Source organism: Novosphingobium sp. B 225 (assembly GCF_002198665.1).
Taxonomy (GTDB): domain Bacteria; phylum Pseudomonadota; class Alphaproteobacteria; order Sphingomonadales; family Sphingomonadaceae; genus Novosphingobium.
In genome coordinates, this window is sequence record NZ_MWLM01000039.1 from 14,666 (window position 1) to 36,017 (window position 21,352).

Annotated in this window: 22 protein-coding genes; 11 read left to right on the top strand and 11 right to left on the bottom strand. The window is 63.3% G+C overall.

The features are described from left to right. Positions 1–41: 41 nt before the first annotated feature. Positions 42–2,330: a DNA topoisomerase IV subunit A gene (parC, locus tag MNBBLIKP_RS06735; RefSeq protein WP_088308763.1), complete on the top strand. Its 2,289-nt coding sequence runs from the start codon at positions 42–44 to the stop codon at positions 2,328–2,330. Here parC and MNBBLIKP_RS06740 read toward each other — a convergent pair. From MNBBLIKP_RS06740 to MNBBLIKP_RS06770, 7 genes are read right to left on the bottom strand one after another with little or no spacing between them, the layout of a single operon-like run. After that, a complete protein-coding gene (locus MNBBLIKP_RS06740) occupies positions 2,327–2,647 on the bottom strand; it encodes a hypothetical protein (RefSeq protein WP_088308765.1) in 321 nt (106 codons plus the stop codon). The two genes, parC and MNBBLIKP_RS06740, sit on opposite strands and share 4 nt — an antisense overlap. A 16-nt stretch (positions 2,648–2,663) precedes the next feature. Next, positions 2,664–3,299 carry a retropepsin-like aspartic protease family protein gene (locus MNBBLIKP_RS06745; protein WP_088308767.1) on the bottom strand — a complete coding sequence of 212 codons (636 nt, stop codon included), beginning with the start codon at positions 3,297–3,299 and terminating at the stop codon, positions 2,664–2,666. Then, a complete protein-coding gene (locus tag MNBBLIKP_RS06750; RefSeq protein ID WP_088308769.1) occupies positions 3,296–4,465 on the bottom strand; it encodes a CCA tRNA nucleotidyltransferase in 1,170 nt (389 codons plus the stop codon). The genes MNBBLIKP_RS06745 and MNBBLIKP_RS06750 overlap by 4 nt, the downstream gene beginning before the upstream one ends. After that, positions 4,458–5,042, bottom strand: coding sequence for a CoA pyrophosphatase (locus MNBBLIKP_RS06755; protein WP_088308771.1), 585 nt, complete (start codon positions 5,040–5,042; stop codon positions 4,458–4,460). The genes MNBBLIKP_RS06750 and MNBBLIKP_RS06755 overlap by 8 nt, the downstream gene beginning before the upstream one ends. Then, entirely contained in the window at positions 5,039–5,578 is a 540-nt protein-coding gene (locus MNBBLIKP_RS06760) for a DUF1285 domain-containing protein (RefSeq protein ID WP_088308773.1), read from the bottom strand. Before MNBBLIKP_RS06760 ends, MNBBLIKP_RS06755 begins: the two co-directional genes overlap by 4 nt. A 22-nt stretch (positions 5,579–5,600) precedes the next feature. Beyond that, complete coding sequence (locus MNBBLIKP_RS06765) at positions 5,601–6,116, bottom strand: GNAT family N-acetyltransferase (RefSeq protein WP_088308775.1); 516 nt, start codon at positions 6,114–6,116, stop codon at positions 5,601–5,603. 40 nt (positions 6,117–6,156) lie between these two features. After that, positions 6,157–7,299 (bottom strand): PQQ-dependent sugar dehydrogenase, encoded by a 1,143-nt coding sequence (locus tag MNBBLIKP_RS06770; protein WP_088308777.1) that lies wholly within the window; start codon positions 7,297–7,299, stop codon positions 6,157–6,159. Here MNBBLIKP_RS06770 and MNBBLIKP_RS06775 point away from each other — a divergent pair. The 3 genes from MNBBLIKP_RS06775 (at position 7,298) to folP (ending at position 10,404) form a co-directional block, all read left to right on the top strand. Then, on the top strand, positions 7,298–7,933 hold the full coding sequence (locus MNBBLIKP_RS06775) for a ribonuclease HII (protein ID WP_088308779.1): 636 nt from the start codon (positions 7,298–7,300) through the stop codon (positions 7,931–7,933). The two genes, MNBBLIKP_RS06770 and MNBBLIKP_RS06775, sit on opposite strands and share 2 nt — an antisense overlap. A gap of 237 nt (positions 7,934–8,170) precedes the next feature. Continuing rightward, positions 8,171–9,304 carry a site-specific DNA-methyltransferase gene (locus tag MNBBLIKP_RS06780; protein ID WP_088308781.1) on the top strand — a complete coding sequence of 378 codons (1,134 nt, stop codon included), beginning with the start codon at positions 8,171–8,173 and terminating at the stop codon, positions 9,302–9,304. A 2-nt stretch (positions 9,305–9,306) separates the two neighbouring features. Beyond that, complete coding sequence (gene folP / locus MNBBLIKP_RS06785) at positions 9,307–10,404, top strand: dihydropteroate synthase (protein ID WP_088308783.1); 1,098 nt, start codon at positions 9,307–9,309, stop codon at positions 10,402–10,404. Here folP and MNBBLIKP_RS06790 read toward each other — a convergent pair whose 3' ends face one another. Next, on the bottom strand, positions 10,405–11,019 hold the full coding sequence (locus tag MNBBLIKP_RS06790) for a PilZ domain-containing protein (protein ID WP_217896664.1): 615 nt from the start codon (positions 11,017–11,019) through the stop codon (positions 10,405–10,407). 160 nt (positions 11,020–11,179) lie between these two features. On the opposite strand from MNBBLIKP_RS06790, the gene MNBBLIKP_RS18000 reads away from it, so the two are divergent. Beyond that, positions 11,180–11,938 carry a class I SAM-dependent methyltransferase gene (locus MNBBLIKP_RS18000; protein ID WP_088308787.1) on the top strand — a complete coding sequence of 253 codons (759 nt, stop codon included), beginning with the start codon at positions 11,180–11,182 and terminating at the stop codon, positions 11,936–11,938. A 9-nt stretch (positions 11,939–11,947) separates the two neighbouring features. On the opposite strand, the gene MNBBLIKP_RS06800 is transcribed toward MNBBLIKP_RS18000, so the two are convergent. Together MNBBLIKP_RS06800 and MNBBLIKP_RS06805 are read right to left on the bottom strand one after the other, a co-directional pair. After that, positions 11,948–12,649: a hypothetical protein gene (locus tag MNBBLIKP_RS06800; RefSeq protein ID WP_088308789.1), complete on the bottom strand. Its 702-nt coding sequence runs from the start codon at positions 12,647–12,649 to the stop codon at positions 11,948–11,950. Further along, positions 12,646–14,064: a sigma-54-dependent transcriptional regulator gene (locus tag MNBBLIKP_RS06805; protein ID WP_088308934.1), complete on the bottom strand. Its 1,419-nt coding sequence runs from the start codon at positions 14,062–14,064 to the stop codon at positions 12,646–12,648. Before MNBBLIKP_RS06805 ends, MNBBLIKP_RS06800 begins: the two co-directional genes overlap by 4 nt. Positions 14,065–14,241: 177 nt before the next feature. Between MNBBLIKP_RS06805 and MNBBLIKP_RS06810 the strand changes: the two genes are divergently transcribed. The 6 genes from MNBBLIKP_RS06810 to MNBBLIKP_RS06835 all read left to right on the top strand — a co-directional run bounded on the left by MNBBLIKP_RS06810 (position 14,242) and on the right by MNBBLIKP_RS06835 (position 18,457). Continuing rightward, on the top strand, positions 14,242–14,370 hold the full coding sequence (locus MNBBLIKP_RS06810) for an aa3-type cytochrome c oxidase subunit IV (protein WP_254912943.1): 129 nt from the start codon (positions 14,242–14,244) through the stop codon (positions 14,368–14,370). A gap of 19 nt (positions 14,371–14,389) precedes the next feature. Then, positions 14,390–15,505 (top strand): NAD(P) transhydrogenase subunit alpha, encoded by a 1,116-nt coding sequence (locus tag MNBBLIKP_RS06815; RefSeq protein WP_088308938.1) that lies wholly within the window; start codon positions 14,390–14,392, stop codon positions 15,503–15,505. Positions 15,506–15,531: 26 nt separating this feature from the next. Next, positions 15,532–16,332: a hypothetical protein gene (locus MNBBLIKP_RS06820; protein WP_088308791.1), complete on the top strand. Its 801-nt coding sequence runs from the start codon at positions 15,532–15,534 to the stop codon at positions 16,330–16,332. A gap of 14 nt (positions 16,333–16,346) precedes the next feature. Then, positions 16,347–16,631 (top strand): NAD(P) transhydrogenase subunit alpha, encoded by a 285-nt coding sequence (locus MNBBLIKP_RS06825; RefSeq protein ID WP_088308793.1) that lies wholly within the window; start codon positions 16,347–16,349, stop codon positions 16,629–16,631. Next, positions 16,631–18,043: an NAD(P)(+) transhydrogenase (Re/Si-specific) subunit beta gene (locus tag MNBBLIKP_RS06830; RefSeq protein WP_088308795.1), complete on the top strand. Its 1,413-nt coding sequence runs from the start codon at positions 16,631–16,633 to the stop codon at positions 18,041–18,043. Before MNBBLIKP_RS06825 ends, MNBBLIKP_RS06830 begins: the two co-directional genes overlap by 1 nt. Positions 18,044–18,139: 96 nt before the next feature. Next, complete coding sequence (locus tag MNBBLIKP_RS06835) at positions 18,140–18,457, top strand: hypothetical protein (protein ID WP_088308798.1); 318 nt, start codon at positions 18,140–18,142, stop codon at positions 18,455–18,457. A gap of 3 nt (positions 18,458–18,460) precedes the next feature. Here MNBBLIKP_RS06835 and MNBBLIKP_RS06840 read toward each other — a convergent pair whose 3' ends face one another. Continuing rightward, positions 18,461–21,319: a M16 family metallopeptidase gene (locus MNBBLIKP_RS06840; RefSeq protein WP_088308800.1), complete on the bottom strand. Its 2,859-nt coding sequence runs from the start codon at positions 21,317–21,319 to the stop codon at positions 18,461–18,463. Positions 21,320–21,352 lie beyond the last annotated feature (33 nt).

The window sequence follows — 21,352 nt, forward strand, 5'->3', positions numbered from 1 at the left end:
GGCTTGAACCGGCAGGGCCACTTGCTACGTGCTCTGCCGCAATGGCCGCTTCCGATATCACCGATCCCGATCCGTTTGACTCGATTGTCGACGCTCCGTTCGATGCGGCGCTGTCGGAGCGCTATCTGGTCTATGCGCTGTCCACGATCACCGCGCGCTCGCTGCCGGATCTGCGAGACGGGTTGAAGCCAGTCCACCGCCGTCTGTTGTGGGCGATGCGGCAGCTCAAGCTCAACCCGACCGATGCCTTCAAAAAATCGGCCCGCGTGGTCGGTGACGTGATCGGCAAATACCACCCGCACGGTGACCAGTCGGTCTATGACGCGATGGTCCGTCTCGCTCAGGATTTCAGCCTGCGCTATCCGTTGGTCGAAGGTCAGGGCAATTTTGGCAATATCGACGGCGATAACGCCGCCGCCTATCGCTACACTGAAGCCCGGCTGACAAAGACCGCGATCCAGTTGATGGCCGGGCTGGATGAAGGCACGGTCAATTTCAACCCGACCTACAATGGGGAAGAGGAAGAGCCGGAAATCTTCCCGGGGTTGTTTCCCAATCTTCTCGCCAATGGTTCCAGCGGGATCGCGGTGGGCATGGCCACCAATATCCCCAGCCACAACGTAGCCGAAATCATCGACGCGACGCTCCTGCTGATCGACAATCCCCATGTCGAACACGCGCAGTTGATGGAGGTTTTCAAAGGACCGGATTTCCCCACGGGCGGGGTAGTGGTCGATAGTGAAGCGGTGATCAGCGCGGCCTATGCCAGCGGCAAGGGTGCTTTCCGGTTGCGCGGGCGATTCTCCACCGGGCGCGAAGCCGATGGCAGCTGGGAAGAGAGCGGCGTAGAAAAGCTTGGCGGGGGGCAGTGGCAGCTGGTGATCAGCGAGATCCCGTACCAGTTGCAAAAGGGCAAATTGATCGAGCAGGTCGCGCAGCTGATTGCCGACAAAAAACTGCCGATCCTGGAAGACATTCGCGACGAATCCGATGAACAGATCCGCATCGTCTTCGTTCCCAAAAGCCGGAACGTCGATCCGGAATTGCTCAAGGAAAGCCTGTTCAAGCTGACCGATCTGGAAACGCGGTTCAGCCTCAACCTCAATGTGCTCGATGCCCATCGCACACCAGGGGTGCTGGGGCTGAAACTGCTGCTGCAGGAATGGACCCTCGCCCAGATCGACATCATGCTGCGCCGGGCGCAGCACCGGCTGGACAAGATTGCCGGGCGGCTAGAACTGCTTGATGGCTACATTATTGCCTACCTCAACCTTGACCGGATCATCGAGATCATCCGGACTGAGGATGAGCCCAAGCCGGTAATGATGGCCGAATTTCTGCTGACCGACCGCCAGGCCGAAGCGATCCTCAACATGCGGCTGCGCAGCTTGCGCAAGCTGGAGGAAATGGAGCTGCGGCGCGAGCGGGACGAGCTGATCGCCGAGCAGGAAGAGCTGCAGAAGCTGCTCGACAGTCCGGCCCGCCAGCGCACCCGGTTGAAGCGGGATCTGGGCAATCTGCGCAAGGATTACGCCGAAGACACGTTGCTAGGCCGCCGCCGCACCACGATTGCCGAAGCTGCCCCGACGGTCGAATTTTCGATGGATGCGATGATCGAAAAGGCGCCGGTTACCGTGATCCTTTCGGCCAAGGGCTGGGTGCGCGGCGCGAGCGGGCACGAGGCGTTGGACAAGGAATTCAAGTTCAAGGACGGTGATGGCCCCGCCTTTGCGCTCCACGCGCAAACCACCGACAAGTTGCTGATCGCCTGCGATAACGGGCGGTTCTACACTCTGGGCGCAGACAAGCTGCCCAGCGCGCGTGGATTTGGCGAACCGATCCGGACGATGCTGGATATCGATGCTGAAGCAGCGATCGTGACCTTGCTGGTCTATCGTCCCAAGGCGCAACTGTTGCTGGCCAGCAATGTCGGGCGCGGGTTCGCGGCAGAAGCTGACGAATTGCTCGCCGAAACCCGCAAGGGACGCGGCGTGATGAACACCAAGACGGGGGTCAAGTTGGCGGTGGTCCGCGAAATTCCGCCCGAACATGATCACATCGCCGTGGTGGGCGACAACCGCAAGCTGGTGCTGTTCAGCCTGGAAGAACTGCCAGTGCTGGCCAAGGGGCAGGGCGTGACCCTGCAACGCTACCGCGATGGCGGGCTGGCCGATGCCACCACGCTGAAGCTGGAAGACGGGCTTAGCTGGAAGATGGGCGGAGACACCGGCCGCACCCGCACCGAGAGTGACATGCGGATGTGGAAAGTGGCGCGCGGCGCGGCCGGCCGGATGCCGCCAACCGGCTTCCCGCGGGATAACAAGTTCTAAGGCTTTCGGCGCGCCTGCCTGTGCCGCAGCCAAGCCCCAAGGCTCATGCCGCCGAGCCATAGCGGGGTGATTCCGACGACCAGGAATACGAAGGCCAGCGTCCAGCCCACACACTGTGCAGGGGGACTGGCAGAAGTGCAGCCATCCTTGATCCCGGCCAGCATCAGCAAGGCATAAGGCACAGTGCCCAGTAGCAGGATCAGCGCCACTTTCAGGCCGGTGTGGCGCAAGCGCCAGACCAGCCAGCCAAGCGGCAGTCCGATGAGCGGCCAGATCCACGGGTTGTCAAAAGCCCAGGGGAAGATCAGTTTGATCATGAGCGCCAAACTCCGCTCATTGCGTGGCGGGGATCAGGTGCAGGTTACCATTTTCGACCCGCCAGGATTGCAATCTGGAAAGCAGGTCCATTCCGATAACGGCCTGCGGGCTTTCGGTATCGGGTATGACAGCCAGTTCGAGACCCTGCACGTTGATCGAACCGAGTTTGACCTGGTCGGCCAATGCGAACCGGGCCTGAATTACGCCATTGGCAGTTGCCAGATCAGCAGGCAGCCGGGATTGGCTGGGCCGCAGGTCAAGCGGTCTGGCTGTCGCAGCTTCCAGGGTGGTGAACGATGCGCCGGTATCGATCAGCATCGATACCGGATGCCCGTTGATTTCCGCCATGGCCCGGTAATGCCCGTCCGGGCCGAGCGGAATGACGGTTTCCTGCCCGACGATCCGCGCTTCGGTGCGGTCAACCAGTTCCAGTACGAAATCGGAATCCTTGGTGCGCCGGGTCACATCGATCACGATCAGCAGCGCCGAAACGCCAAGGGCAAGATAGCCGGCCGACAGCAGGTGCCCGCCCAGCCGGGCGCCCTGCCGCTCAAGACGCCAGCCTGACCCGGCAAGCACCAGTCCGGCCAGCGCGACCGCCACCAATGGCTGGCTTATCAGGTAGGCAAAGATTGAGCCCTGGTCAGTCACGCCTGTGCCTTCAGCTCCGTGTCCAGCAAGGTGGCGACGCGCGATTGATCCGGAAATCCTTCCGCGACCCAGCGGGCCTCCACCGCCTGCAGGATCCGCGCCACTTGCGGTCCGGCGCTCACGCCGCGCGCCACGATCTCTCCGCCTTTGAGTGGGAAGGTCGGAATTTGCCAATCCGTCAGCGCGGCGGTTTCGGCGCCGGTCAGCAACAGCCGGTCCAATGCCGCTTCACGGCCCAGCCGGTAGGCGAGCGCGCGGGAATCCCCAGGTACGGCGGAGCGCCCGGCGGCCATCGCCAGCCGTTTCTTCTGCGCCCCGGAAAGCCGGAACCGGCTGGCTACTCCTTCGGCCAACGGCACCTCGGCAGGCAGCAAGGCGGCCAGCCGCCGCAGGGCATCCGGCTTTGCCGCCTGGCGGTGTTCTTCCGCGATCAACCGGGCCAGTGCTGCCACATCCGCCTCGGGCAGAACCACCGCCAGCACGCCAAGCTCTGCCATCCGCGCCACGGTCGGTGCCGGATCGGGCAAGCCCAGGAGGTTCATCATCTCCATGCCCACCCGCTCACGCGACAGGCCTTTCAGCGTTGCGGCCAGTTCGGCGCAGGCCGCTTCGGCTTCCGGATCAGCCAGTTGGCTGCCAAATCTCGCCTGAAAGCGGAAGTAGCGCAGGATCCGCAAGTGATCCTCGCGGATGCGTTGGCGGGCATCGCCGATGAAGCGCAGACGCCGCGCGGTGAGGTCGTCGCGGCCGCCGAACCAGTCAAAAATCTCGCCGCTGGCAGGATCGGCATAGAGCGCGTTGATCGTGAAATCGCGCCGCGCGGCATCGTCCTGCCACTCGCTGGCGAAAGCCACCGTGGCGCGGCGACCGTCGGTTGAAACATCGTGGCGCAGGGTGGTGATTTCCACCGGCCCTTCGGCCAGCAGCGCGGTGACAGTGCCGTGCTCAATGCCGGTGGGAACCGAGCGGATCTGTGTGGCATTGAGGCGCGTGACAACCTGATCAGGCAGCAAGGGCGTCGCAATATCCACGTCCTTGACCTCGATCCCGAGCAGGGTGTCGCGCACCGCTCCGCCCACGTACCGTGCGTTTCCGGCCCCCAGGGCGGCAATGAGCGCGCGCAAGTCCTCGCGTTCCATCCATGGGGCACTAAGGCGCTCAGTCATGCCATGCGATCCGCCGTGCCAGGTTGCTGATGATCCCGGCGGTTACTCCCCAGATGCGATGTTGCTGCCATAGGATCTCAATGTAGCGCCTTTCGCGGCCCTGCCAAAACCCGGAATGCACGGTGTGGTTATCGCGATCAAACACGAAGTCGACCGGGGCTTCGAACCACTGGGCCACTTCGGTGGGGTTTGGGTTCAGGGTAAGATCGGGCGGAACCACGGCGATTACCGGAGTGATCTCGTATCCGCTGCCGGTGCGATAGATGTCGCTGGTGCCGATCACCTGGACGTCGCGTTCGTGGATGCCCAGTTCCTCCCAGGCTTCGCGCAAGGCGGCTTCGACCGGGGTTTCGCCGGGATCGATCTTCCCGCCGGGGAAGGCTACTTGCCCGGGGTGAGAGCGCATGTTGGAGGGGCGATGGATCAGCAGAAAGCCGGGACGTTCGCGCTCAGTCACTGCGGCTAGCACTGCGGCGGGGCGTAGGTCCTTGGTGGCGAAATCCACCTCGTCGCGGTGCTCTATTTCGCGCGCGTGGCCTTCGGTGTGGAGCCGGGTGAGGCGCTGAACCAGGCTCATGCCGGAACCAGCGAAAAGCGCTGCCCCTGGCTGGTCACACCCAGATCGGCATCGGCCAGTTCGACCAGTTGCAGCCATGTGCTGCGATTGATCCGCGCCTCGGTGCCGTGGCGGACCGCCAGGTATAGCGCCGGCAGCTCTGGATCACCGCGCGCAATCAGCGGGTGCTGCGCCCCTGCCAACACCAGTTCGTCGGTATTGAGCTGGAACGCCAGTGTGCCATCCTGCCGGACCACATCGATGGCGATGAACGCCGCATCCTCAACCGCGATCGATTGTTTTTCATGCGGGGTAACCAGCCAGTGCTGCCCCGCCGGGTCGCGCCACAACAGGCTGGCAAAGGCGCGGATCATCGCCGGGCGCTTGATCTCACCACCGTCATGGAGCCAGCGGCCGTCAGACCGGATCGTCATCAGGCTATCGCTGATGGTCTCTGGCCGCCACTGTTCCACCGGCGGCAATTTGCGCGCAGCGACCAGTTCGGCAATCTCGGCCAGTGACAGTGCGGCAAGATCGGGGGGGACGTCGTAAGGCACCAGACCGCGATGCCAGATCGGTTCAGGCTTTCCAAGGCCCCAGCATGCCTTCGCGGGGCAGCACGGCGGGATTGTCGGTACGAACCAGCAGGCGGCGCTGCTCGAACGGGCCGGGCAGGTCCCATTGGCCGGTCCAGTCATTGGTGAACTGCCAGAACCGCCCGTAGTATTCCGGATCGCCGATCATCACCTGTGGCAGCGGCGCTTGCGGGCTGAGTGCGGACAGGGCTGCGGTCATCAAGGCCTGGCCATAGCCCATGCCCTGCGCCGCCGGTTCGACCGCGACCGGACCGACCATGATCATCGGATGCCGCCGCCCAGACTGATCGGTCAGCGCGACCGGCCAGCACTGAATCGTGCCGACCAGATGCTCTTGTTCGTCCAGCGCGGCAAAGGACAGGGCTGGCAGCCAGTCCATCCCGTCGCGCACTTTGTAAGCAGTGCGGCTCTGCCGGCCCGGCTCGAACGCACGGTCGAGCAGCGCTTCGGTCAGCGCGGGATCGACATTGTCGAGCGGGATGAGTGTGGCCTGAGACATAGGCCGCGCCCGTTAGGGCAGGGGGGGAGGAATGTCGATGCTATTTGCGTGTCAGGCGCAGCAATCGCGCGTCCTTGCCGTCTTCCAGCGCATAGAGCGAACCGTCACTCGCTTCGCGCAGATCGCGGATGCGGTTGCCCAGCGGATAGCGCGCTTCCTCCCGCATGGTCTCACCTTGAACTGAAACGCGGACGAGCCCGGCACTGCCCAGTCCCGTGATCAGGGCCTGATCCTTCCATTCCGGCCAGAGCTTGCCCGAATAGAACAGGAAATTGCCCGGCGCGATCACCGGGGTCCAGCTGATTGCCGGAGCAGCCAGATCCGGGCGGGTCGAATGGCGCGGGATTGCCCGGCCATCATAGTGGTCACCGTTCGAAACCAGCGGCCAGCCATAGTTTTGCCCCGGCTTGACCAGGTTGATTTCATCCCCGCCGGCCGGGCCATGCTCCAGGTCCCACAGCCGCCCCCTGGCATCAAAGGCGAGGCCCAGCACGTTGCGATGGCCATAGGACCAGATCTCTGCGCCGACCCCGCCTTTGTCAGCAAAGGGATTGCCGGGGGCAGGGGTGCCATCCAGGTTCAACCGCAGCACCTTGCCCAAATTGACTGTCAGGTCCTGCGCCGGGGTGAATTTCTGCCGCTCACCAGAGGCCAGGAACAGAAACTTGCCGTCCGGTGAAAAGGCGATGCGGTGCGAATAGTGCCCGCGCCCGCTGACCTTGGGGAACTGCCGCCAGATCACCTGCAGATCGCGCAGGAACGGCTTTGGCCCTGGTACAAAGGTCGCGCGGCCCAGTGCCGCCCCGCGCAGCTCTCCCTCTCCGGCTTCGGCCCAGGTGAGATAGACCTTGCCGCTGGCGGCAAAGTCAGGCGCCAGCGCTACGTCGCCAAGGCCGCCCTGACCGCCATAGGCCACTTGTGGCACACCCGTTACCGCCACTTTCTGGCCATCGGTCAGCGACACCACCCATAGCGTGCCGTTTTTCTGCGTGACCAGCGCTGCGCGCTCGCCGGGCAGTATAGCCATGGCCCAGGGTTCATCGATCCGCGCCACTTCCGTCGTGGCAAAGGCATCGACAACTTTGGTAGCCGTGGCGGCAGGGCTATCCCCAGCGGTGGACGGACTGCAGCTTGCCGCAATCAGGCCAAGCGGAGATAGGGCGGTCAGGAGTTTTCTGCGCATGCCAGCTACCATCGCCCAGCCGTTGCAGCTTGCCAAGGGGGTGCGTGCGCCCGTGGTGATCGGGGTGGACGAAGCCGGGCGCGGACCGCTTGCCGGGCCTGTTGTTGCGGCGGCATGCTTGCTTGGGTCGGATTTTCCCGCGGGACTTGATGATTCCAAGAAGTTATCGGCGAAACGTCGCGCATTGCTTGAACCACAGATCCACGCCAGCTGCCACTGGGCGCTGGGTGTGGTCGAAGCGGACGAGATCGACCGGATCAACATTTTCGCCGCCACCATGCTGGCCATGACCCGCGCTGTCTCCGGTCTGATAGCTGCGCTTGGTGTGGAACCGGATCAGGTGCTGATCGATGGCAACAAGACCCCGGCCGGACGTGTGCCTGAATGGCGCTGGGCGGCGCGCGCAATCGTGGGCGGGGATGCACTGGAGCCGTGCATTTCCGCCGCATCGATCCTGGCCAAGGAACACCGCGACCGGGTAATGCGCGAACACGCCCGCTGCTGGCCGCACTATGGCTGGGACAGGAACATGGGTTACGGCACAGCAGAGCATCTGGCGGCGCTGCAATGCCATGGCCCCAGCCCGATCCACCGCCGGAGCTTCGCGCCGGTGGCGCAGCTTGTGCTGATTTGAGTCCGTCCCGGCGCGCAGATGAATTTTTTTGCGGCCAGAGTCCTCATGGCCACACCACCACATCTTGAGTCTACCGCGAATCCCGAGACTCCACATCCTGTGTGGGACTCGTTCTGTTCCGCCAATCTTCACCCCATCTTAACCATGAATCCCTAGGATTCCTGCGGAGTCTTTGCTTGACGCGGGACTCTGGATGACTCACCCTGTGGATAACTTTTAGGGGGTTCAAGGCGTATCATGGGTCAAATGCTGGTCGGCGAAAAGGCGCGGTTGCGCGCTGCAAAAGAGGTTGTGCGGCCTGATTTGCCGCTTGGCCGGATTCTTGACGGCGATTGCATCGAAGCGATGCGGTCAATCCCCGATGCCAGCGTCGACATGATTTTTGCCGATCCGCCGTACAACCTGCAACTGGGCGGTGACCTGTCGCGCCCCGATGGCAGCCATGTCGACGCGGTGACCGACCACTGGGACCAGTTCGACAGCTTTGCCGCCTATGACAAGTTCAGCCGCGAATGGCTGACCGAGGCACGCCGGGTGCTGAAACCCAATGGTTCGCTGTGGGTGATCGGGTCCTATCACAACATCTTCCGGCTCGGCGCGATGCTGCAAGACATGGGGTTCTGGATCCTCAACGACATCGTCTGGCGCAAGGCCAACCCCATGCCCAACTTCAAGGGCACGCGCTTTACCAACGCCCACGAAACGCTGATCTGGTGTTCGATGGGGGAAAAGGCGAAGTACACCTTCAACTACCGCGCGATGAAGACGCTGAATGACGAATTGCAGATGCGCAGCGACTGGGTGCTGCCGATCTGTGGCGGGCAGGAACGGCTGAAGCAGGGCGGGCACAAGGTCCACCCGACGCAAAAGCCCGAGGCACTGCTCTATCGTGTGATGCTGGCAACCACCAACAAGGGCGACGTTGTGCTCGATCCGTTCTTCGGCACCGGCACCACTGGCGCGGTGGCCAAGCGGTTAGGGCGCGAATGGATCGGGTGTGAGCGCGAAGGCGTATACCGGCAGGCCGCGCTGGAACGGATCGAACTGGCGCTGCCGCTTGATGAAAGCGCACTGACCACCATGCAGAGCGCCCGCTCTGCGCCCAAGGTGGCGTTCGGGACCCTGATCGAAACCGGCTGGATCGCGCCCGGCGCGCAAGTGTTCGACAAGAAACGCCGGTTCAAGGCTACGGTCCGAGCGGATGGCTCGCTGGTGCTGGGGGCTGACAGCGCGTCTATCCACGGTCTCGGCGCCAAAGTGCAGGGCGCACCCAGCTGCAATGGCTGGACTTACTGGCACATCGAACATGAGGGTGAGATGAAGCCGCTTGATGCGATCCGACAATTGTACCTGCTCGCGACTGAGGATTGATTTTGCCAATTACCCACTACCTGCGTCCAATCGCGCTGTGCGAGAGTCCGCAATGCGAGGACGGCGATGCGGTGCGGCTTGCGGGCGGGCTGGTTTATGCCAGCCGGTTCGCGCTAATCGAGCGCCAGAGCGGCAAGGTTACAGCCCGCACGCGGTTTGGCGCGGCTGAACTGCGCGCGGCGCTGCCTGGCCTGCCGGATGCAGTGCGCGAACAGTGGGACAATTTGCAGCGGAGCCATGCGCCATTGCAATGCGGCGCGCGGACCCTGCGGCTTGATCAGCCCCAGGTGATGGGCATTCTCAACGTCACGCCGGACAGTTTTTCGGACGGTGGGCAGTTCCTTGACGATCCCGAAGTCGCCAATGCCCACGCGGCGGCGATGTTGGAAGCGGGCGCGGCCTTGATCGATGTCGGTGGTGAAAGCACCCGGCCCGGCGCGGCAGCGGTGTGGGAAGGGGACGAGCTGAAACGCGTGATCCCGGCGATCGAGCGACTGGCATCGGCAGGCGCGGCGATCAGCATCGACACGCGCCGTCCGGCAGTAATGGAAGCCGCGCTGGCCGCCGGAGCACATGTGATCAACGATGTGTCGGCTCTGCGCCATGATCCGCGCAGCCTGGAATTTGCGGCTGGAAGCAGTGCGCCCGTGGTGCTGATGCACGCACCGGGAGAGGGCGACGATCTGCACGGCAATGCTGCCTATAGCGATGTGGTGCTCGATGTGTTCGATTGGCTGGCCGAGCGCCGCGACGCGGCCCTTGGCGCTGGGATCGCGCGGGAGAAAATCGTGCTCGATCCGGGCATCGGCTTTGGCAAATCGATGGCGGACAACCTGGCGCTGCTTAATGCTTTGCCGTTGTTCCACGCATTGGGGCAGCCGTTGCTGCTGGGGGTCAGTCGCAAGCGGATGATCGGTGCACTCAGCAATGAAGCTCCGGCGCACAAGCGGCTGGGCGGTTCAGTACTGCTTGCGGCCAAGGGAATGGACGCGGGCGTCCAATTGTTGCGGGTGCATGATGTGCCCGAAACAGTGCAGGCCGTGCACGTGTGGCGGGGGCTGCGCGATGCGGCGCTGACAGATTTCAGCCAGCTGGTTTAATCAACCGTAACGGGTTGCGGTATCGACCTGGGGGGGCGGCGCCGGGCGCGCCTGCACCGCGTGGATGTGCCGCGCAAATTCATCCAGCCGCATCGGACGGTCAAAGAACAGGCCGTGGGCAAAGCCATCGCGCCAGCGCACCTGGCCAAAGCGCAGCGGCAGGCCCGGCACTTCCAGTCGCACCACTTGCAGCGGGTCCAACTGGCTGCCCAGTTCGATCCGCGCGCCTTGTTGCGATAGATCGACCAGCTGTGCACGGTAATCACGCCCGCCGGTGGTCACCAACGCCGATCCGCGCAGCCGCACGCGCAATTGGCGGCGGGGGTGGGGGTTGGGTTCGGCGATGAATTGCGCAACGTCGATCGGTGCGGCGAAACGCCCGCCCAGCAGGTCGTCCTTGCGCCACATGACCTCGAGCGGATAGCGCTCGCCATTGGTCAGTTCGAGCAGCAGATAGCGGTCTTCGGGCAGATCGTGGAAAAAGCGCAGGCGCAGCCCCGTTTCCGATACTTCACGCACGTTGCAGACCCATTCACCCGCCGGGGTCAGCACCTTGGCGGCGCGCAGCATCAGCGAATGGCGGTCACTGGCGCGGCGTTCGATGAGTTGTACCATTTCGGGCATGAGCCTGTTCCTCGATTGAGACGGCCTTATGCCGCACAGGTGGTTATCGCCGCGTTAACCATGGCATCGCGCAGTTCGCGTGTGTGTGCGCGGTTGCCAGCGGTGAAACAGCGTCTAGACTGCGCGCCACGACCTTTTTGGGAGAGCATCAATGAAGCGCACCATGCCGCTGGTTCTGGCTGCCTTGATTGGCACCGCCGCACTCGCTCCGCTCGGCGCCAAACAGGCCGCACCGTTCGCCGCGCAAGTCACCCATGCGGAGCGGCCGGAAGCTGACAAGGCCCGCGATGCCGATCGCAAGCCGGGGGAGGTCATGGCCTTTGCCGGGATAAAGCCGGGACTCAAGGTGATCGAACTGGCCCCCGGCAGTGGATACTACACCCGCCTGCTGAGCCTGGCGCTGGGACCAAAGGGCAAGCTCTATCCGCGCGGGCAGCGCATTTCGCCGGCGGTGGAGGAATGGGCCAAGACCCACACCAACACGGCCCCCGCCGTATCGGGCGCCGATGGCCTGTCCGTGTCCGAGCCGGTCGATGTAGTCTGGACCACGCTCAACTATCACGATTTCAAGAACAACAAAGTGGGTGAAAAAAGCCTCGCCGACGTGACCAACGCCCTGGCCTTTGCCGCGCTCAAGCCGGGCGGGGTCTATCTGATCAACGATCACGCCGCCGCAGTTGGTGCGCCGGCTGATGTCACGTCAACGCTGCATCGGATCGATGAAGCCACTGTCATCCGCGAAGTGGAAGCGGCCGGCTTCAAGCTTGAGGCCAAAAGCGCGCTGCTTTCCCACCCATCTGACGATCACACGCAAAAGGTGTTTGAAACAGGGGTACGCGGCAAGACTGACCAGTTCCTGCTGAAGTTCCGCAAGGTCAAGGAAAAGGGCCGCCAGCACGTGCACCACTGATCATGGCGATCAGGGACGGCCGGTGCTCCAGACTCGTTGCACTTCGCCGTCCGGTTCTGGCGGCCAGCCCCGCGTCGTTGCGAACGCGGCATAGTGGCGATGGCGCAGTTGCCAGTAGTCTGCGTAGCGAACCATGGCTATGCGACCCGTCAGATGGCCGTTGGCCTGTAGCAGGGCAAGCAGTGACGCTGCCACACGATGTTCTGGGCAGATAGCCTCGGTGTAGGTCCCGATAACAATCCGGTCAGGGAAAAGTTCGCCCTCGACCTGATAACTCCCCTGCGGAGATTTGAGGTCAACGCCAAGGCGATCGCCGTCGTGAGAGTGGTGCAGTTTAAGCTCGGCTTCGTCGCTTTCGGCACAGTAACTGACCCATGTGCCCCATAGCGAGCCGCCGCTGATCCGGCTGACCCGCCCCGTGCAGGCCTCGGCCAGGACCTGAATCCGCATTTCGGCTTCGCAGGCGGCTTGTACCTGCGCATCGGTCTCAAACGCCCGCCAATGTTCCTGGTCGAGTTTCCGGGCGCGCTGTTCGCGGCGTTCGAATTCGGCGCGCGCGGCGTGGCGGGCGCGGTTTTCGTCGGCTTCCTTGGTGCGCTGGCTTGGGGATTTTCGGAATTCAGACCAGACACTCCAGCCAAGCATCGCCACCGAGGCAGCCGCCATCAGCGCTATCTGCTCATTGGAATATGTGCGCGGGTTCTCGTTCAAGCCGCGTCACCAATCCCCAGCTCGGTGAGCTTGCGGTACAGCGTCGAGCGGCCGATCCCCAGACGACGGGCGACTTCGGTCATGCGGCCGCGGTAATGGCCGATAGCCAGGCGAATCACGTCGGCTTCGATGTCTTCCAGCGGGCGCAGGTTGCCATCCGCGGTATAAAGCATCACGCCCATGCCTTCCTGGACTGGCTGCTGCTGGGTGCCCTCGCTGCCCAGCATGTCGGACAGTTGCGGGAAATCGTCAGCGGTCAGCGCGTCGCCATCGCAGAACACTGCGGCACGGAACAGTACGGCCTGCAGTTGGCGGACATTGCCCGGCCAGTCGTAAGCAGCCAACAGCGCCAAAGCGCCATCGGTGATGCCCAGTGCCCGCAGCCCCGGCTGCTCCCCGATCCGGGCAAGGAAGTGGCGCGCCAGTGCGGATATATCGCCCGCGCGCTCGCGCAGTGGCGGTACGGCAACGATAGTGCCCGAAATTGCCTGCAACAGTTCCGCCAGGAAATGCCCACCCGCGACGACTTCCTTCAGCGGCAGGTTGCTCGCCGCGATCAGCCGCACGTCGATCCGGAACGAATGGCGCGCACCGATCGGGCGGACATCGCCGCGCTGGATCGATTCGAGCAGGCGCTGCTGGACGTTCAGCGGCAGGCGGTCGATTTCATCAAGCGCCAGAGTGCCGCCGTCGCTGTGCTGCAGTGCGCCGATATGGCGATCGAATGCCCCGGGGAAGGCACCCTTTTCGTGGCCGAACAGCGCGCTTTCAACCGAGTTGGCAGGGATGCTGCCGACGTTGAGGATCCGGAACGGTGCCTTGGCGCGGGGGCTGGCGGCCTGCATGGCGCGGACCAGCATTTCCTTGCCGGTGCCGCTTTCACCTTCGATCAGGACCGGCCCGTGGCCGCGTGCGGCCTTGGCTGCCACAGCCAAGGCGGCGCGGAAAGTGGGGGCGGCCCCGATCATCGCGTCGAAATCCGGGGTGGACGGCATCTTTTCCGTCAGCGGCTGCAGTTCGTCGCGCGGGGCCTCGCGGGTGGTGGCCATGCGCAGCGCTTGCATCAGCCGGTCGGGTGCGACTGGCTTTACCAGATAATCAGTGGCCCCGGCACGCATGGCTTCAACCGCCAGCAGCGGTGATGCACTTTGCGTAAGCATCAGGATCGGCAGGGCAGGGCGGCGTGCTTTCAGCTCGGCGATCAGATTGCAGGCATCATCACCGGGGACCCATTGATCGAGCACGATGGCATTCAGCTGCATTCCCTGGCGCGTGCCCAGCGTGGCAATCGCGGTTTCCGAATCGCGGACCACCAGCGTGCGCCAGCCGTCCCGCGCAGCGAGCGCAGTGATCAGCCGGCTTTGCGCCGGTTCATCGTCGATCAGCATCAACAGGCGCTGTTCGATTTCCGCCATTTTCGCTTTCAAGGCCCCCACAGGTTCGACCTGCGGCATAACGAGGTTGGGTAAAGACGGGATTAAGGCTGAAATGCAGAAGCAGATTTCCGGATATTCCCCCTTTCCCGCTTGAGCGGCGCGGTTTCAGCCGATAGAGGGACCGCGAACATTCATTCCACATCCTTTCCGGGGGTAATGACCATGGCCAGCGGCAACGACATGAAGGCACACAAGGCAACCTACGATGGCTTCATCGGCCTGACAAAGTGGGGCACGATCGCCTGCGTGCTGATCACCGCGCTTGTCATGTACCTGATCGCCTGACGGGCGGGTGAGCGCTTCGATGCGGATCGCGGTCCTCCTGGAAACCGCGAACGGGGAAAGCCGCGTAGCGGCCACGCCGGAAACGGTGAAGAAATTCATCGCATTGGGCGCCAGCGTTGCTGTGCAGCCCGGGGCTGGGGCTGGTGCCTCAATCTCCGACGCAGACTATGCCGCTGCCGGGGCCGAACTGACCAGGGATGCGGTCAAGGGCGCGCAGATCGTGCTGGGGGTGCAAGGCCCCGATCCCAAGGCGCTTAAGGGCGCAGCAGACGGCGCGTGGATCGTTGCGGGACTTGATCCTTTTGGCCAGCGGGCGCGGATTGATGCCTATGCCAAGGCAGGGTTTGAGGCACTGGCGATGGAATTCATGCCGCGCATCACCCGCGCGCAGAGCATGGACATCCTGTCCAGCCAGTCAAACCTGGCCGGTTACAAGGCGGTGATCGAAGCGGCGGGCCAGTATGGCCGTGCCTTTCCGATGATGATGACCGCGGCAGGCACTGTTTCGGCGGCGAAGGCCTTCGTCATGGGCGTTGGCGTTGCAGGTCTTCAGGCTATCGCTACCGCGCGGCGGCTCGGCGCGCAGGTCAGCGCTACAGACGTGCGCAGCGCCACCAGGGAACAGATCCAGTCGCTCGGCGCGAAACCGATCTTCGTGGAAAGCGTGGCGGGAATCGAAGGTGAAGGCGCGGGCGGCTATGCCACCGAAATGTCCGAGGAATACCAGAAGGCCCAGGCCGAACTGGTCAGCAGCCATATCGCCAAGCAGGACATCGTCATCACCACCGCCCTGATCCCGGGCCGCGCCGCGCCGCGCCTGATTTCGGACGCGCAGATTGCGAGCATGAAGCCGGGCAGCGTGATTTTCGATCTGGCTGTGGCGCAGGGCGGCAATGTTGAAGGATCGCTTCCCGATCAGGTCGTGGTGAAGCACGGCGTCAAGATCATCGGCTTCTCCAACACCGCTACGCATCTCGCCGCCGACGCTTCGGCGCTGTTCGCACGCAACCTCTACAACTTCCTCAGCGCGTTCTGGGACAAGGATGCGGGGAAGCCCGTGCTGGACGAGGAAATCGGCAATGCCGTGCGGTTGACGCAAGGCGGCAAGGTTGTGAACGAGAGGTTGCTGGGGTGAAGCGAGCCCCGACACTTGGAGCGATCATGCGGTGGCTTGCATCGAGCTGCACGGCCTATATCGCTTCAACGGTCCCGGCTTTTGCAGGCAGCGGGATCAATTTCCAGACGATCTGGATGGTTGGTGATCCGATCGCATCACCTGACCTGCCAAAGGCAAATCAGGTTGGTGCCTTTCAGGTTTCTCGCGGCGATATTTTCATGGCGTCCCGCGTGTTGCCGCAAAGTGCGGCGCGGCTGACTGATGCGCTGCGGGATGACAAGGGCAACGTGCGGGTTTCACAGGATGCAGAGCTGTTCGCCCTCAAATCGGATGCCGCAATTTTTTGCACTGCCCAGCAGGATGCTGGCAGCAAGCTGATCGGTTTTCTTGCCGGAGGGCAGACGTTCGGGCATGTCTGTCTGGTCGATGCAGACCGCAATGGCCGCTTCGAAAGCGCGTTTGACGTGATAGGACAGGTCAAGGGGTTGCCCAGCTTTGCTGGTGCAGTTCCCAAGTCTAGCAAGCCGCCGATCGATCTAGGGTATATGCAGTTGAACCCGCGGGACATGCGGACGGTCTATTTTGTCGGATTGCAGTACCTGTCAAACAAGAACCTGTTCAAGAATGAGATTTTTGAAGTTGTGTTCGGATCGACTGGTAATCTTGGTCATTTAAGCGAACGCCTGATGATCAAGAAGAAGGACATTCCCGGCGGCCTCGGACTGCTTGGGGGAGATTTCAGCTTGTTGTCATCGACGGAAGATGGCGCACAGATTCGCGTCAATCACCCCTTCGCGCGCTGGACCTTCAACGTCGAACGCCGCGTCACTTACAAGTTCTATTGAACCGGAACCCACAAATGGACTTCATCTCAATCCTCTCGATTTTCGTGATGGCCTGTTTCGTGGGCTATTACGTGGTGTGGTCGGTCACTCCGGCGCTGCATACGCCGCTGATGGCGGTGACCAATGCGATCTCCTCGGTGATTGTGGTCGGCGCGCTGATCGCGGCGGCGGCGGCGGGTAGTGCGAGCTCGAAGTGGCTGGGGCTGCTGGCGGTGGTGCTGGCCAGCGTCAACATCTTTGGCGGCTTCGCGGTGACGGCGCGGATGCTGGCGATGTACAAGAAGAAGGAGAAGAAGTGATGGAACACGTCGCCACTCCTTCGTGGGCCATGCTGGCCTATCTGATTTCGGGCGTGCTGTTCATCCTGGCGCTTCGCGGGCTGTCCAGTCCGGCGAGCAGCCGGACGGGCAACCGTTATGGCATGATCGGCATGCTGATCGCGGTCGTGACAACCCTGGTGATCCATTCGATCGCCAGCCTGCCGGAAATCGTTGCGGCGATTGCCATTGGCGGCGGGATTGGCTGGGTCATTGCCAAGCGGATCGCGATGACCGACATGCCGCAGCTGGTCGCGGCGTTCCACTCTCTGGTGGGCCTCGCCGCCGTGCTGGTCGGTTGGGCGGCTTACCTCAATCCCCAGGCTTTCGGGATTGCCGGGGTGGATGGAGTGATCGAGGCGCAGAGCCGGGTTGAAATGGGCCTGGGCATTGCGATCGGGGCGATCACGTTCAGCGGCTCGGTCATTGCCTTCCTCAAACTTGCCGGAAAGATGAGCGGCGCGCCGATCCTGCTGCCGGGGCGACATGTCATCAACCTGGGTACGCTGCTGGCAATTCTTGGCCTGGTTGGCTGGTTCACGCAGGATCAGGGGCTGTGGGTGATCGCCGCCGTCACTGCGCTGTCGTTCCTGATCGGCTTCCTGCTGATCATCCCGATCGGCGGGGCGGACATGCCGGTGGTCGTCTCGATGCTCAACTCGTACTCGGGCTGGGCAGCGGCGGCGATGGGGTTCACGCTGCACAATACCGCGATGATCATCACCGGGGCTTTGGTTGGCAGCTCGGGCGCGATCCTGAGCTACATCATGTGCAAAGCGATGAACCGCGGGTTCCTTTCGGTGATCGCCGGCGGGTTCGGTGCAGAAGCTGCGGCCGGCGGCGGCGAAGTGCGCGAACAGCGCCCGTGGAAGCGCGGCAGCGCCGAAGACGCGGCCTATATGCTGAAAGAGGCCGAAAACGTCATCATCATCCCCGGTTACGGCATGGCTGTGGCCCAGGCGCAGCACGTGCTGCGCGAAATGGGGGACCAGCTTAAGGCCGCCGGGGTCAACGTGAAATACGCGATCCACCCGGTTGCAGGGCGGATGCCGGGGCATATGAACGTGCTGCTGGCCGAAGCCAACGTGCCCTATGACGAAGTGTTCGAACTGGAAGACATCCAGTCCGAATTCGCCACCGCCGACGTTGCCTTCATCATCGGCGCGAACGACGTGGTGAACCCTGCGGCCAAGACCGACAAGAGCAGCCCGATCTATGGCATGCCGGTATTCGATGTGGACAAGGCCAAGCAGGTGTTCTTCATCAAGCGTTCGATGGGCGGCGTGGGCTATGCTGGGGTGGACAACGACGTGTTCTACATGCCGCAAACCACCATGCTGCTCGCCGATGCCAAGAAAATGGTTGAGGATATTGTGAAGGCCTTGGCGCATTAATCCTGCGGCAAGCGATCAGTCACCATGGCCGTTCGTGTCGAGCCCGTCGGCTGGCGGCTTAGCAGCCGAAGGGCTCAACACGAACGGAGGTCAGTTATGTTTGGCAGGATTTGCCTTCTTGCAGGATTTGCCGCCATCGCCGCCTGCTCGCCCAGCAAGCTGGCCTATGGCCAGGTCAAGAGCGCGATGATCGATGCGGGGTTGAGCGAGGCCAATTCGGCCTGCATGGCCACGCGGATGACTGACCGGCTCAGCCTGGTCCAGCTTAAAAAACTCAAGCAGCTCAAGGGCGAAAAGCGCGGGCTGATGGACTATGTCAGCGCCGTGCGCCGGGTAGGCGATGCCGAGGCATTGCAAGTCACTGCCAGCAGTGCGGCAATGTGCGCGAGCGGGCTGGCGGCGGAGAAGAAGTAGCTCTTATCCCGCCTCAACCCCTTCCGGCAGCACCGTAATTTCCACCTTGCCAGTCACGGTCAGGTATTGCCGGACCAGTTCTTGCAACCGTTCTGGCGTCACCGCGTTCAGGCGGTCCTTGGCCTTTGTGAAACGTTCGATCCGGTCAGCTTCGGTCTGGGCGCGATCGACAAAGCTTAGCCAGCCGCCGTTGCTTTTCAGCGCATTGTCATAGTTTTCCAACAACGGCGCACGGGCGCGCAGCAGGACGTCTGCGGGAACCGGGCGGCTGCGCAGTTCGTCCAGCGTGGCCAGCATCGCCGCGCGGGTTGCCGCCACTTCGTGGACGTCCACCGAAGCGCGTAGCATCAGCGTGCCGTAGCCGCGCCAGCTGCGCCCGGCATAGCTCTGCACGCCGGGGGAATAGGCCTTGCCCAGTTGCTCGCGCAAAGTATCAGTCAGTTCTATCTGCAGCACCCGGTCAAGCAGCTGTAATTCAAGGGCGGCCACCGGGTCTTCCCCGTCACGGGTTGACCAGGTCATGGTCACCAGTGCCTGATCTTTCACCCCGGTGTGGCGCAGCACATGCGCGCTGCGATCGGCGGTGAACCGGCGCTGGCGCTGCTCGGTCCAGGGCCGGAACTCCGGCTCGCGCGCGGGCAGGGCGCCAAAGGTGCGGGCGGCGATTGCCACAACCTGATCCTCATCCAGATCCCCGACCAGCCCCAGCTCGATCGCGCCATTTTGCAGGCGATCCGCAATGTCCTGCTTCAGCTTCGCGAAAGTCAACTTGCGCCAGGCTTCGACCGGCGAGAGGCTGAAGCGCGGATCGCCGCCCGACAGGATCCGGCCCTGGTCCGCCGTCAGCGCCGAAGCGGGGGTGGCGCGCAGGGCCTGGAACATGTTGTTGATCGTCTGCCGAAACAGCACTTCGCCTTCGGGTCGGTAACCGGGATCGGTGATCTGCGCGGCCAGCAATTGCAGCTGCAATTCCAGATCCGCAGGCGTGGTAACGGCCTGGGCGATGAAGCTTTCATCGGTGGAGGCGAGGTTCGCTGAAACGGTCCGCCCGGCCAGCAGTGTGTCGAGCTCATCCTTGCTGTGCTTGCCCAGGCCGCCTTGCGACAGGACGGAAACCATCCGGGTCGCATCGGGGTTGGCCCCAGTCAGCAGCATATCCCCGCCATCGACCGAGAGCTGGACCAGCAATTTGCCCTTGTCGAGTTCGGTGCGTTTGAGGTTCAGCCGCACCCCATTGGCAAAGCGCAGCTGGCGAATGCCGAGCACCGGTTCGCGCGTGTCGCTGATTACAGCGCCTGCGGGACCGAACTGGGTGTAGCCAAAAGTCGCAGCGGCCTTGGCATCGGGCGGACTTAGCGGCGCGCGCAATGCCTCGGCCCAGGCCTTGGCAATCGCCGATGCACCCCCTTGCGGCGCGCGGCGGCCTTGAAACCGCAGCAGCGGCTGATCCAGCGGCACCAGTTCAAAGCGCAAGGCGGCCATCACCCGATCCGGCGTGATTTCCGGGATGAACGCTTCCAGTCGGGCGAGCGAGCGGGTGGGCGTATCGGGGACAATGTCATTGTTGATCAGCGCCATGACCGCGCCCAACAGCGCCGCGTTGGGGCGGGTGTCCGCGCTCTGCGCTTCGTTGCGGGCGGCGGTGCGGATCGCGGCGACCTGTTCTGCGATCTCTGCCGGGGTAAAGCCGAACTGGATCGCGCGGCGATATTCGGTCCCGGCAGCGATCAGTCCGCGCCGCCACTTGCCATCAACCGTATCTACCGACAGCGAGGTGGAGCGCCCGGCCTTGAACAGATCGCTCGTGCCAAGGCCCGCACTGCGAAACGGCGCGTCGCCGCTGCGGGACAGGCGCAGCAGACGCCGGTTGATGATCGCATAGCCGATCTGACGCAGCAGGTGTTCGCGGCGCACGGTCACGCTGTCCGGCTCTTGCTGCCAGGTCCCGTGGCGACTGGCGGTGATCCGTTCGGACAGCGCCGGATCGACATAGATATCCTGCCGGTCTGCCAGCCGGGTGGGAATAGGGCCGGGGCTGGGCTGCGGCTCTGTTGCGGCAGCGCGCCAATCGCCAAAGCGGGCCTTGATTTCGGCCTCGACCAGCGCCGGATCGATATCGCCGACCACCACCACGCTGGTCTGCGCAGGCACATATTCGCGCTGCCAGAATGCCTTCAAGGCCTGTGCCGTGGCCCCGTGCAGCGTCTCATCGGTGCCGATCGGCATACGCCGGGTAAAGTGCGCGCCGGGAAACAGGAACTGCGCCTGATCGATGTAATTGCGATAACCAAAATTGTTGCGATCACGCTTTTCCGAAAGGATCACCCCGCGCTCCCGCTCCACAGCGGCGGGGGAAAAGGTTAGCTCGCTCGCGGTCTCGCGCATCAGCATCAGTGCTGTTCCCAGCAGCGCGGGATCGTTGCGCGGCAGGTCCAGCATATAGGTGGTCTTGTCGAAATTGGTGCTGGCATTGGTATCCGCGCCAAAAGCCAGCCCGTCGCGCTCCAGCAGCTTGACCATTTCGCCCTCCGGCACACGGGTGCTCCCGTTGAAGGCCATATGTTCGACATAGTGGGCAAAACCCTGTTCGCTTTCCCCTTCGTCCAGCGACCCCGCCTCGATCTGCATCCGCACCAGCACGGTGCCCTTGGGCGTCTGGTTTGGCCGGATCGCATAACGCAGCCCGTTGTCCAGCCGCCCGAAGTGCCAGGCGGGATCGACCGGCACGTCGCTTTGCTCGAAGGCCCAGACGGGATTTGCCGCCGGCGCGGATGCACTCGCGATGGTCCGCTGCTGCGGCGCGCAGGCGGCAAGGGCAAGGGCGGACAGGGTGAGGGGGAGCAGAAACCGGGTGCGAAGCATCGCCGCTAGGTGCGGGAAAGTCGCACCGGGTGC